Source organism: Streptomyces sp. NPDC055140 (genome assembly GCF_053607285.1).
The window spans coordinates 70,579-82,502 of sequence record NZ_JBSGTG010000010.1 but is presented as its reverse complement, the minus strand read 5'-3'; the positions used below and the strand labels follow the sequence as shown (position 1 = coordinate 82,502).

Below are 11,924 nucleotides of genomic sequence, written 5' to 3'. Positions count from 1 at the left end.
CGGCGCGGTGGCGCGCGTCCACGTGGATCGGGGGATTCAGGTGTCGGGGGCAAGCGTTCAGAGCGGTACGGGGCTGCGGCGCGGGGCGATCGGGCTGCGCGAGGTCCTGTTCCAGAGCATTACGGCGATGGCGCCGGCGGCCGCGGTCGCCGCGTCGATCCCGGCGGGTACGGCGTTCGCGGGCGGCAGTCTGCCGCTGTCCGTGCTGATCGCGCTGGTGGCCTGCCTGTTCACGGCGTCGTGCGTGGCGGAGCTGGCACGCGAACTGCCCGCGGCCGGCTCCGTATCGACGTACGCCGCGCGCGGCCTCCATCCGAGCGTGGGGTTCCTCGTCGGCTGGGGCTATGTGTTCGTGGAGGCCCTCGTGCCGCCTCTGCTTCTGCTCCAACTGGGCTTCACCACGGCCGGGACGCTGCACAACGAGTGGTCGTCGTACCCCGCGGATCTGTGGTGGCCGTGGTCGCTCGCCGGAGCGGTGATCATCGCTGTGGCAGGCTACTTCGGCGTGCGGGCGTCGGCCCGCTTCGGGACGGTGCTCGGCGCTTTCGAAGTGGTCGTCTTCCTGGCGTTCGCGATCCTGCTGATCTCGAAGGCCGGCAGCCACAACACCCTTTCGGTGTTCGGCACTTCGCACACGGCACCGGGGTACGAGGGCTTGAGCGGCGTCTTCGCCGGTTCGGTGTACACGGTGCTGGCGTTCGCCGGGTTCGAGGCGGCGGCGCCCCTCGCCGAGGAGACCCGCGACCCACGGCGCACCATGCACCGGGCGGTCCTCGGGGCGGCCCTGGCGATCGGGCTCTTCTACGTACTGACGACGTACGCGATGTCGGTGTACTTCGGGCCCGGCAAGTTCGCGACGTTCGGGGCGCAGGGCGCCGCGTCGTGGGAGGGCGTGGCCCGCGCGTCGTTCGGCCTCTTCTGGGTCCTGGTGTTCCTTGCCGTGGTGAACTCGACGATCGCGAACGCCAACGCGTGCGCCAACGTCTCGACGCGCACGGCGTTCGCTCTCGGCCGCATCGGCGTCTTCCCGCGCGGCTTCGCGCGCCTGCACCCGCAGCGCCGCTCCCCCGTCACCGGCGTCGCCGTCCAGTTCGTCGTCGCGGTCGCGGCGATGCTCGGGCTCGGTTTCGCCTACGACCCGGTGACGGCGTTCCTGCTCCTGGCGACGGTGATCGTCACGGTCATCATCGGCGTGTACATCGTGGCGAACCTCTCCTGTGCCGGGTACTTCCTGCGTCGCGGTCGCTCCGCGCTGCGCCCGGTGCGCCATCTCGTCTTCCCGCTCCTCGGCATCGTCGCCTTCGTGCCCGCGCTGCTGACGGCCGCGGGCCTGCCGGTCTTCGACTTCGTGTCGGAGCTGACGGCGCCGGTGTCCTACGCGGGCCCGGTCGTCGCCTTGTGGATGCTCGCGGGGATCGTGGTGCTCGCAGTGCTCGTGCGGCGCCATCCGGAACGTATCGCGGAGACCGGACGCGTCCATCTCGACGACGACGCGCCGGACGGAGAACTGGACCGGGGCGCGGACCCTGACGCGCCCACCTCACAGAGCGGAGCAGTACAGCGATGAGCGACCCCCGGATCCTGACCGTGCGGCCCGAACCGGGCGAGTACGCCTACACGTTCGGCGGGGCGCCACCCGTCGCCAGGATCGCGCCGGGCACGGTCCTGGACCTGTACACGGAGGACTGTTTCGGTGGGCGGGTGCGGTCCGAGAAGGACCTGGTGTCGCAGGTGTGCGAGTTCCCGTTCCTCAATCCGCAGACCGGGCCCTTCCACATCGAGGGTGCCGAACCCGGTGACACGGTCGCGGTGCACTTCGTGTCCGTCGAACCGGCCCGCGACTGGGCGGCGTCCACGACGGTCCCGCTCTTCGGCGCGCTCACGTCCACCCACACCACGGCAACACTCCAGCCGCCGCTGCCCGAGGTCGTATGGATGTGGCACCTCGACCGGGAGCGCCGCACCGCCCGGTTCACCGCGCACGACAGCGACCTCCAGGTCGAGCTGCCCATGGATCCGATGCACGGAACGGTCGGCGTCGCGCCCGCGAACCTCGAGGTCCGCTCGGCCCTCGTCCCGGACGCGCACGGCGGCAACATGGACTCGCCGGAGATGCGCGCGGGCGTCACCTGCTATCTCGGGGTGAATGTCGAGGGTGCGCTGCTCAGCCTCGGCGACGGGCACGCGCGGCAGGGCGAGGGTGAGACGTGCGGCGTCGCCGTCGAGTGCGCCATGCGGACCGTCGTGATCGTCGAGCTCCTCAAGGGCGTCGCCACACCGTGGCCGCGCATCGAGTCCGACACGCACATCATCTCGACGGGGTCGGCGCGGCCCCTCGAGGACGCGTTCCGGATATCCCAACTCGACCTGGTGCGCTGGCTGGAGCGCGACTACGGCTTCAGTGAACTCGACGCGTACCAGTTCGCCTCGCAGACCGTCGAGTCTCCGCTCGCCAACGTCTGCGACACGAACTACACGTGCGTGGCGAAGCTCCGTAAGAAATGGCTGCCGGCACGGGACACCCACCGTGGGCTGCACGCGCACTTGAGGGACGTCGCCGCGACGCTCCCCCGCCCGGACCACCGCACCTTCTGACGACACACGATCGTTGACAAGGCCCTGCCCCACCGCCCCCACCAGAGAGGCAGACCCGTCATGGACCGAAGGCCACTTCCGAGCCGGCGCCGGTTACTCCAGGCCGGCGCCCTCGCCGCCGTGCCCGCAGCCCTGTTTCCCGCCGCCCGCGCCTTTGCCGGAGCGCAGGCCGTCGACTATCCGGGCGCTGAGTCCGTCCCGGCCAGCACCTCCAACTACACGGCGTCCAGCCGCCCCACCACCTATCCCCTGAACTACGTGATCATCCACGTCACCCAGGAGACGTACGCCGACGCCCTGGCCATCTTCCAGAACCCGGCCAAGCAGGTCTCCGCGCACTACGTGGTCCGCTCGTCCGACGGCCATATCGCCCAGTGCGTCCGCGAGCGCAACATCGCCTGGCACGCGGGGAACTGGGACTACAACACCCGCAGCATCGGCATCGAACACGAGGGCTGGGTCGACCGGCCGGAGTACTTCACCGACGCCCTCTACCAGTCGTCCGCCAACGTGACGGCCGCGATCTGCGCCAAGTACGGCATTCCGATGGACCGCGAACACATCCTCGGACACTCCGAGGTCCCCGGCACGGACCACACGGACCCAGGCCCGTACTGGGACTGGTCCCGCTACATCCGAATGGTCAACTTCGCCTGAGGAGCGGGCAGGACCGCAGCGGGGTCGGCCTGCCCGGCGCGCACGCACTGTGACGCATCCGTGCGGATCAGTGTCGGGACGCTTGTCCGTATGCGTCCCCGGCGCGACGATGTCCCCACAGCGATGCACCGCCGCATCGCCCGCCGGGGAGGCCGACTTGACCGATCCATGGGTGGCCCTGGAGCCGGGCACCGATCCGTCCGAGCGGGTCCGGGTCCTGCGCCGCGCGCACGAGAGGTTCACCGCCGCGGGGACCATGTCCCGGCCGGTGCGCTCCGTGGTGGCCGATTCCTGGCGGCGCTCCGCCGGGGCGCACGTCAGCCCGGACGCGTCGGCGTCGGTGGAGCTGAGCGACGGCGATCTCGGGGCGTATCGCGCCGAGCATCCCCTGGCCCGGGTCATGCCGCTGTTCCGTGAACTCATGGGGACGTTCGCCCGGGACGGCGAGCATCTGCTCGCCGTGTGCGACGCGCACGGCAGGCTGCTGTGGGTCGAGGGCGACCGGACGACCCGGCAGCGGGCGGGGACGATGAACTTCGTGCCGGGTGCGCGCTGGTCGGAGACGGCGATGGGGACGAACGCACCGGGTACGGCCGTGGCGGTGGACCGGCCCGTCCAGGTGTTCGCCGCCGAGCACTTCATCCGGCGCGTCCAGCCGTGGACCTGCGCGGCGGCCCCCGTGCACGATCCGCGTTCGGGGCGGCTGCTCGGCGCCGTCGACATCACGGGCGGGAACGGGCTGGCCCATCCGCACAGCCTGGCGTTCGTGCAGGCGGTGGCCCGTGCGGCGGAGTCCCAGCTCGCGCTGCTCGCACCGCCGCCCTCGGACGCGGACAGCCTCCGGCTCACCGCGCTCGGCCGGGACGAGGCCCTGCTCATCACCAGCGCCGGACGCAAGATCCGACTCAGCCGCCGGCACAGCGAGATCCTCGTCCTGCTGGCCCGCCACCCGGAGGGCCTGACCGGCGACGAGCTGCTGTGCGCGCTGTACGAGGACGAGTCGGTGACGCCCGTGACGCTGCGGGCCGAACTGGCGCGCCTGCGCCGGGTGCTCGGCCCCGACATCCTCGGCTCGCGCCCCTACCGTCTGGCGTCCCCCGTCGAGTCCGACTTCGGGACGGTCGAGCGGCGCCTGGGGACGGGTGCGGTGACGGCGGCGGCCGCCGCGTTCGGCGGGCCGCTGCTCCCCGGCTCACAGGCCCCGGCCGTCGTTCGTATACGGCGCAGGCTCACCGACGAGATGCGGGCCGCGCTCGTCGCGCGGGGCGACCCCGACCTGCTGGCGGACTGGGCGCACGCGCCGTGGGGCGAGGAGGATCTCGACGTGTGGCGGGCGCTGGCCACGGTGCGTCCCGCGCCGCCCGTGCTGGCCCGCCTCAGGGAGCTCGACGCGGAGCAGGCCGCGCCCGGCTCCCCGACGTCGTACGCAACGTATCTGCAACGTCCGCGCCCCTAGCCTCCGTGCGAAAGCTGCCCAACGGCGGGCGGCTCGCACGGGAGGCCAGCCAAGATGACCCTTTACGCAGCGCCCGGCACCAACGGCTCAGTCGTCTCCTACCAGTCCCGCTACGACCACTTCATCGGCGGCGAGTACGTGCCGCCGGCCCTCGGCCAGTACTTCGAGAACCCGAGCCCGGTCAACGGAAAGCCGTTCACGGAGATCGCCCGGGGCACCGAGGCGGACGTCGAGCGCGCCCTCGACGCGGCGCACGCCGCCGCCCCCGCCTGGGGCCGTACGTCGCCCACCGCGCGCGCCGACATCCTCCTCAAGATCGCCGACCGGATGGAGGCGAATCTGGAGAAGCTGGCGGTCGCCGAGAGCTGGGAGAACGGCAAGCCGGTCCGTGAGACGCTCGCCGCCGACATCCCGCTCGCCATCGACCACTTCCGCTACTTCGCGGGTGCCCTGCGCGCCCAGGAGGGCTCGCTCAGCGAGATCGACGACGACACGATCGCGTACCACTTCCACGAGCCGCTCGGTGTCGTGGCGCAGATCATTCCGTGGAACTTCCCGATCCTGATGGCCACTTGGAAGCTGGCTCCGGCGCTCGCGGCGGGCAACGCGGTCGTCCTCAAGCCCGCCGAGCAGACCCCGGCGTCCATCCACTACTGGCTGAGCCTGGTCGCCGACCTGCTGCCGCCGGGTGTCGTGAACGTCGTCAACGGCTTCGGCGTGGAGGCGGGCAAGCCGCTCGCGTCCAGCGCACGCGTGGCGAAGGTCGCGTTCACCGGCGAGACGACGACGGGCCGGCTGATCATGCAGTACGCGTCCGAGAACATCAAGCCGGTCACCCTCGAACTCGGCGGCAAGTCGCCGAACATCTTCTTCGACGACGTGTGGGCGAAGGACGACGACTTCCGCGACAAGGCCCTCGAGGGCTTCACGATGTTCGCCCTCAACCAGGGCGAGGTCTGCACGTGCCCCTCGCGTGCGCTGATCCAGCAGGGTCATTACAACGAGTTCCTCGACGCGGCGATCGCGCGCACGGAGGCCATCAGGCCGGGCAACCCGCTCGACACCGACACGATGATCGGCGCCCAGGCGTCCAACGACCAGCTCCAGAAGATCCTCTCCTACCTGGACATCGGCCAGCAGGAGGGCGCGAAGGTCCTGACAGGCGGTCAGCGCATCGAGTACGACGGTGACTTGGCGGGCGGGTACTACGTCCAGCCCACGATCTTCGAGGGCAACAACCGCATGCGGATCTTCCAGGAGGAGATCTTCGGCCCGGTCGTCTCGGTCGCCTCGTTCGCCGACTACGACGACGCCATCAAGATCGCCAACGACACGCTGTACGGCCTCGGCGCAGGCGTGTGGACCCGAGACATCAACACCGCGTACCGGGCGGGCCGTTCGATCCAGGCGGGCCGCGTCTGGACGAACTGCTACCACGCCTACCCGGCCCACGCCGCCTTCGGCGGCTACAAGCAGTCGGGCATCGGCCGCGAGAACCACAAGATGATGCTGGAGCACTACCAGCAGACGAAGAACCTCCTCGTCTCGTACTCGCCGAAGCGTCTCGGCTTCTTCTAGAGGCTCGAGCAAAGGCGCCTGACCTGGGCCTTTGCCCGGCAGGCGCCTTTGGCTCAACTCGCTCGAAGCGAGAATCGATTCACTCTGTTCCGCCCAGTTCCTCCCACCCCTGTCCCGCTTCTGACCACCACTTCTGGACCAGCCACGAACCAAACCGCGTTCATGCGACCCCAGAGCAGCAGGCCCGCCCCGCCGGGCGGGACGCGGCCAAGCCTCGCCGCCCAACCGACCCGCTCACCTTCTCCGGCCTCGCCGGAGTCGGCGACCTCATGGCCACCGCATCGATCGGGCTGGTCACGGAGTGGGTCCGAGGCCTGTCCGCAGCCGTCGGCGGTCGGGCCGGCCGACGGCGTCCGCGTCGGTCAGCGGGTGCGGAGGCGGCTGGTGTACACGTCCGTACGGTTCCGTGGTGCGCCGGAGTGGGTCTCGGTGAGTACCGCACGCACTCCCCTGCCGTCTGCCACCAGGCCTTGGTAGTCGCCGAGGAAGTAGCCCCCGGCGAACGGCGCCTGCAGCCAGTCGAAGACCCGCGAGATCCGTCGTTCGGTCCGGAGCTTCGGGTTTCCGTGCGGCAGCGTGGCCAGTTGGTATGCGGTGGGCAGGGTGGTGGTGTTGCCGGGCTTGAGGAAGCGCAGGTCGTAGTACGTGAGCGCGACCGTGCCCCGCTCGTCGACCGCGATCGACGGGGAGAAGGCCGGCACGCCCTGGGGGCTGATCAGCTTCGGGGTCCCCCAGGTGCGTCCACGGTCGGTGGACCGCACGAGCTGGACGGAGTCGAACTTTCCACCGGAGAAGTCCGAGCCCTCGTAGGCCATGTACAGCGCGCCGGTCCTGGGGTCGACGGCCGGGCTGGGCAGGGTGGACGCGGCGCGCAGCAGCTTGGTGGGGTCGTTCGGGTCGACCTCCGGTACGGAGGTGTCCCGGGCCACAGTGACCGGGGCGCTCCAGGTCTCTCCGGCGTCGGTCGAGGTGACCACCTCGTAGCGGGCTTCGAGGACGGTGCTCAGGTCGTCGGCGTAGGTGATCCGGTCGAAGAAGTCGTACAGGGTGCCGGTGCGGCGGTCGACGACGATCAGATGGCCGATGGTCTGGGTGTTGGGCACGGCGCTGGTGTCGACGAACCGCCTCGCCTCGCTCCAGGTGCGGCCGCCGTCGCGGGTGAGGGAGATGTAGCCCGGACCGTCGAGGGAGCTGGGACCGGGCGGGGCGTTGTCGAGGCGATTCCACACCTGGTAGGCGGTGCCCTTGCGAACGGGGTCGGCGGTGAGTGAGGGCTTGTCGTTGAAGAACGGCTGCCCGTCGACGTGCGTGGTGGTGAGGTTCCGCCAGGTGCGGCCGCCGTCGCGGGAGGTGACGGCCAGGAGGCCGGTGCGCGTGCTCTTCGTGAAGTCGACGCCCTCCCCGCTCGCGTAGACGATGCCGTCCGGTCCGGTGCTCACCCAGGGGTCGGTGGCCCGTTCGAAGTCCGCGCCGCCCGGCGCGCACAGGCTGAACGGCAGCGTGCTCCGGTGGAAGGTGTGGCCGTCCGTGGTCCAGCCGGCCACCAGGCCACGGGCGCCGCCGTCGTTCCAGCGGTCCTGCTGGAACACGGTGACCACGCGCTTGGGGTCGCGCGGATCGACGGACAGGTACGGCTCGACCTCGGTGGCCGGGTAGACGACGCTGTCGGGGGACCTCGCGCCGATGGTGCAGTGCGCGTACGGGTCGCCGTGGGACACCTTGACCAGTCGTGTGCCGTCGGGGTTCCGGTCCGCTGCGGCGGGAGTCGCGCCGGTGACCGTGACGAGCAGGAGCGCGGCGGTGGTGACGGCGGTCAGGGGCAGGAAGACGCGCATGCGGGATCTCCTCCGGGCCTCGCGGCCGGGGTACGGGACCGCCGTCATCGGGGCGGCCTGGGGCACGGAGGCGTACCGGAACGTGGGGGTGGGGCGACTCCGCTTGATCCTTTTCGGCGTTGTCGCCGGTGCCCTTGATGGGCCGAACGACGGAGTCCTCCCCGGGGTCGTCGAGGAGCACCGCGCGGCCGACCAGCCGGCCGGTGGGCCTGTCGAGCCGGGCCGGACGGTTCAGGCCGCGTCAGGCCGTATCAAGCTGTGTCGCGCCAGGATCCGGTGCACGGTCGAGGCCGGAACGCCGCAGTATCGGACCGATCCGTGGGGGCCGAGCCGACGGATCCGGCGCGGGTCGCAGACGCGGGGCTCTGCGGCGAGGAGGGGCCCGCGGGAAGGGGGTCGGGGACGGCCGGAGCGGTCGTGGTCGTGGAGCCCTGAGTGTGGGCAGTGGCACGGGATGTGCCCGTCTGGGCCACACCATGCGCGACCGGTCGGCCCGAGCAGACGCCCTGGACCGGCAGCCGCCCGCCGAAGACGGTCCGCCGGGCAACACGGTGGGACACGAAGACCTCCGTGCGGAGTCCCTGGACAACTCCCACCACACCGGAGGTCTTCGCCGTGTTCAGGACCTGCCGAGCGTCAACAACCTTCCTGATCAATACAGTTGGAGAATCCGGACAACCTCGCCGGTCACCGTACGACGACGTGGCCGAGGCCGTTCAGGACGGCGGCGAGCGCGGTGTTCATGACGTCGCGGACGCCGCGAAGCGGTGACGGCCCGGGCTTCGAGGCGGTCGGCGTCCACCATCGCGAGTGCCGCGGTGTCGGGACGGGCGTGGGCGAGCCACCTGACGGTGGACCGGGTGCCGTCACGCCGTACGCACCGCGGCGGGTGCACCGGCCGGGGTGGTTGCCCAGCGGTGCACTGACTGATCAAGTGATCGGCTGCGAGGTCCCGTCAGGCATCGCGCAGACGTAGCCGGCGTAGGGGCGTGCCGTGACCTGGCCGCCGGCGGCCGTGCACTCGTCTCTGGTGATGTTCGGAGACGAGGCGGCCTCGGCGCCGGCAACGCCGACGGCGCTCACGCCGGCAAGGGTTGCCGCGGCCAGGGCGAGGCCCAGGACTCTTCGCATGCGCATGACTTCCTCCTCCTCTCAGGCGCCTTCGTTCGGCCTTCGGGAAGGACAAGTCTCCAGACGACGGCGCCCTCCCACTCAGCATGGGCGCTGCGCATGAGGCTCGCGAGGGGATGTCGGCGCCGCGCCCGGGCGGTGACTGCCCGGCCCCGGAGAGGCACGATGTCACCGCCCTCGACGGCTGCATCGGTACGCCGCGTGCGCGTCGGTGAGGAGCCGGGCGGCGTCGATGTTTTCGGCGTCGAGGCTGCCCACCGGGGGGCGGGGAGGAGACGGGCCGTGGTCTGCCTCCGGCCGGTACCGGCGGCCGGCTGCCGAGCGGTCCTCCGACGCGGTTCGTGGGAGGCCGCTAACGCGGTTCGTGGGCCGCAGCCCGGCAGGCACCGGTCGCGGCGCCGCCCGCCACTCCGGCACCGGTCAGCCCGGACACACAACTCTGCAGGTCTCCGACCACGCCACGGCTGCAGGCCGCTGTGACGGCGCCGGAATCGGTGGCTCCGGCCTGTCCGGCCATCTGTGTGCAGGCGGGGATGTCCGCCCGGACCGTGGGGGCGGCGAAGACTGCACCGCCGAGGGCGAGGGTCAGGCCGGTGAGGGCACCGGCGATACGGGTCGACGTGCGCATGGGACGCACCTGCCTTCCGGGTTGGTCGCGCGGCCCTGGTCCCGGCGGGCCGGATCCGCGCGGTAACGCCGCCTGGCGACGCTCGGTGAGTGGTGCCCCTGGCCGGCGGTCTCACAGACTGACCGCTCGGATCTGCGCCGCAGCCATTGAGCCGTACCGGGACGCGGTCACCAGGCCGAAGGAGAGGGCCCAGGACCGGATGTGACGCGCTCGGACCTCCACTCGCGGGCTCCTCACTCCAGCGTCGCATCCTCTCCCTCGCCCGTCCTGGGCACCCGGGACCGGCCGCGCTGAGTAACCGAGCCTGCGCTTAGAGGTCCTAACAAGGGGCGTTGGACGTGACGGTGGGTTATGAGGCAGCTCGCGGGGGCCAGCAGGGCGGCCACTGCCACAGCCGTCGTTGCTGCAGCCAATGCCGCGCGCACGGCGTTGCAGGCAGCAGGGGTTCCCAGGTACGTGCGGACCTGGGACAGCACTTCCTGCGCTCGCCCGAATCCGCCCGCCAGCTCCTCGAGCGTGCGGAGATACCGCGCGGAGCTCAGATCCTGGCGGTCGGCGGGCCTGGGCACGCTGTCCGCGACGATCGCCGCGACGGGCCACCACAGAGTTGCGCGGTGGCCACCCCATGACCAAGGGCTACGCGGAGATCGCTGTCACACCACTCGGCGGGACACCATCGCGGTCCGGTGACCACGGGTTTCCCCTGGTCACCGGACCGGACTGAGCGGAATTCCCCCGGGGTTTTCAGGTGCCCGCGTTCTCAGCTTCGAGGTCGACGCCGTGATGGCCGTGGAAGCGAAGGTTGGACGGGCGGCCTTGCGGCCGCTCATCGAGGGTGCGGTTGTCGGCCGTCGGCTGGAGATGGCTCAGTGGGTGAGAGCCTCACGGACGGTGCCGCCGGTCAGCGCACACCACGTGCTGAGGTCGACCCTGCCGTCGGGGTGGAGGCTGTGCAGGCGCTGCATATCCTGGATCGCCTTCATGGTGTTGTGGTCATAGGTGCCGGTGATGCTGACGGTGTCGGCGTAGCCCTTGATGGTGAGCAGATACTGCACGGCCTGGACAGGCAGCCCGGAGGCGTCCTTGTCCAGGGAGGGCGCGAGTGCTTCCCAGGTGGCCGTGTCGAATGTGGCGTCGGGGGTGACAGCGAGACCGTGGCTGGTCTGGAAGTCGGCGACGACGGTGTTCATCTCGGTGCTGAACACGCCGTCGATGGAAAGGTCGCTGTAGCCGGCGTTCACCAGCAGGTATTGGGCGACCTGTACCACCTGGCTGTTGACGAACCGCCAGATGTCCGGCCAGCGCCGTGCCGGTGCCGCGGCTGGCGACACGCCCATGGAATGCAGTACCCCCTTGCGAATCTGGGGGAAGAGTCGGTAGAAGGCGATGCCGGGGCAGTCGGTGCCCAGGCGGAAGTCCCAGTGACCGAAGATGTCCCACGCGTTCAGGTGGAACTGCCGGCACACCGTGGTGCACAACTTCACCAGTGAGTGCAGCAGTGCCGGGGGCGGGGTCTCGGTTATGTATGTGCCCTCGTTCTCGATCCCGATGGCGTTGCCGTTCTCCCCGGGGCAGTGGGCGGCCGTCACTTGGTGCTCGCCGGCGGCGAGGGTCTCCAGGCTGCGGTGGCGACCCTCCAGGACGTAGCCACCGCGGCTGACGGTGAAGTGCTGGCCGGTGTCCGCCCAGCCGTTCGTGTCCATGTGCAGGTCCTGGCAGTCACGCGCCAGCTGCATGGCGTGCTCACGGGAGTAGTCCGTGACGTTAGGGAAATCCATGTGATGCAGGATGATCTTGTTGGTGGTGTTGCCGGTGATCTGGATCGGGCTGGCCGGCGGCCGCGCAGCCCAGGTGTCGCAGTCGATGATCCAGGGGAACTGTGGCAAGGGGGTCGCACCGGCAGCGGCGGGGAACGCCACCTCCGTGCCGACGACAGCGGCAACTGCCGTGCCGAGGCCGACCCGGAACAGGGTGCGTCGATCGACTTCGTGCTCGTGGGTCACCATGGGGACTCCGAAGTAAGTGGAAAGACCAGGGTCGAGGG

At 70.6% G+C, this 11,924-nt stretch carries 10 protein-coding genes; 5 read left to right on the top strand and 5 right to left on the bottom strand.

Annotated elements, in window-relative coordinates:
- The first annotated feature begins 40 nt into the window (after positions 1-40).
- From ACWFR4_RS20555 to exaC, 5 genes are all read left to right on the top strand, one after another.
- Entirely contained in the window at positions 41-1,567 is a 1,527-nt protein-coding gene (locus ACWFR4_RS20555; RefSeq protein ID WP_453653777.1) for an APC family permease, read from the top strand.
- Entirely contained in the window at positions 1,564-2,595 is a 1,032-nt protein-coding gene (locus ACWFR4_RS20550; RefSeq protein ID WP_453653775.1) for an acetamidase/formamidase family protein, read from the top strand. The genes ACWFR4_RS20555 and ACWFR4_RS20550 overlap by 4 nt, the downstream gene beginning before the upstream one ends.
- 60 nt (positions 2,596-2,655) lie before the next feature.
- The gene (locus tag ACWFR4_RS20545) at positions 2,656-3,252 is read left to right on the top strand and encodes an N-acetylmuramoyl-L-alanine amidase (protein WP_453464836.1); all 597 of its coding nucleotides are present in this window, start codon (positions 2,656-2,658) and stop codon (positions 3,250-3,252) included.
- A 157-nt stretch (positions 3,253-3,409) separates the two neighbouring features.
- On the top strand, positions 3,410-4,708 hold the full coding sequence (locus ACWFR4_RS20540) for a GAF domain-containing protein (protein WP_453464833.1): 1,299 nt from the start codon (positions 3,410-3,412) through the stop codon (positions 4,706-4,708).
- A 54-nt stretch (positions 4,709-4,762) separates the two neighbouring features.
- On the top strand, positions 4,763-6,286 hold the full coding sequence (exaC, locus tag ACWFR4_RS20535; RefSeq protein WP_453464830.1) for an acetaldehyde dehydrogenase ExaC: 1,524 nt from the start codon (positions 4,763-4,765) through the stop codon (positions 6,284-6,286).
- Positions 6,287-6,648: 362 nt separating this feature from the next.
- Here exaC and ACWFR4_RS20530 read toward each other — a convergent pair whose 3' ends face one another.
- The 5 genes from ACWFR4_RS20530 to ACWFR4_RS20510 form a co-directional block, all read right to left on the bottom strand.
- Positions 6,649-8,121 carry a sialidase family protein gene (locus ACWFR4_RS20530; RefSeq protein ID WP_453464827.1) on the bottom strand — a complete coding sequence of 491 codons (1,473 nt, stop codon included), beginning with the start codon at positions 8,119-8,121 and terminating at the stop codon, positions 6,649-6,651.
- A 687-nt stretch (positions 8,122-8,808) separates the two neighbouring features.
- Positions 8,809-8,991 carry a hypothetical protein gene (locus ACWFR4_RS20525; protein WP_453653773.1) on the bottom strand — a complete coding sequence of 61 codons (183 nt, stop codon included), beginning with the start codon at positions 8,989-8,991 and terminating at the stop codon, positions 8,809-8,811.
- A gap of 60 nt (positions 8,992-9,051) precedes the next feature.
- On the bottom strand, positions 9,052-9,258 hold the full coding sequence (locus ACWFR4_RS20520; protein ID WP_453464824.1) for a hypothetical protein: 207 nt from the start codon (positions 9,256-9,258) through the stop codon (positions 9,052-9,054).
- Positions 9,259-9,604: 346 nt separating this feature from the next.
- The gene (locus tag ACWFR4_RS20515) at positions 9,605-9,880 is read right to left on the bottom strand and encodes a hypothetical protein (RefSeq protein ID WP_453464821.1); all 276 of its coding nucleotides are present in this window, start codon (positions 9,878-9,880) and stop codon (positions 9,605-9,607) included.
- Positions 9,881-10,746: 866 nt separating this feature from the next.
- A complete protein-coding gene (locus ACWFR4_RS20510) occupies positions 10,747-11,886 on the bottom strand; it encodes a peptidoglycan recognition protein family protein (RefSeq protein ID WP_453464819.1) in 1,140 nt (379 codons plus the stop codon).
- Positions 11,887-11,924: the final 38 nt, after the last annotated feature.

Coding starts and splice junctions, on each gene's coding strand:
- ACWFR4_RS20550 (WP_453653775.1), top strand. CDS start 1,564: ATGAGCGACCCCCGGATCCTGACCGTGCGGCCCGAACCGGGCGAGTAC.
- ACWFR4_RS20545 (WP_453464836.1), top strand. CDS start 2,656: ATGGACCGAAGGCCACTTCCGAGCCGGCGCCGGTTACTCCAGGCCGGC.
- exaC (WP_453464830.1), top strand. CDS start 4,763: ATGACCCTTTACGCAGCGCCCGGCACCAACGGCTCAGTCGTCTCCTAC.
- ACWFR4_RS20530 (WP_453464827.1), bottom strand. CDS start 8,121: ATGCGCGTCTTCCTGCCCCTGACCGCCGTCACCACCGCCGCGCTCCTG.
- ACWFR4_RS20520 (WP_453464824.1), bottom strand. CDS start 9,258: ATGCGCATGCGAAGAGTCCTGGGCCTCGCCCTGGCCGCGGCAACCCTT.
- ACWFR4_RS20515 (WP_453464821.1), bottom strand. CDS start 9,880: ATGCGCACGTCGACCCGTATCGCCGGTGCCCTCACCGGCCTGACCCTC.
- ACWFR4_RS20510 (WP_453464819.1), bottom strand. CDS start 11,886: ATGGTGACCCACGAGCACGAAGTCGATCGACGCACCCTGTTCCGGGTC.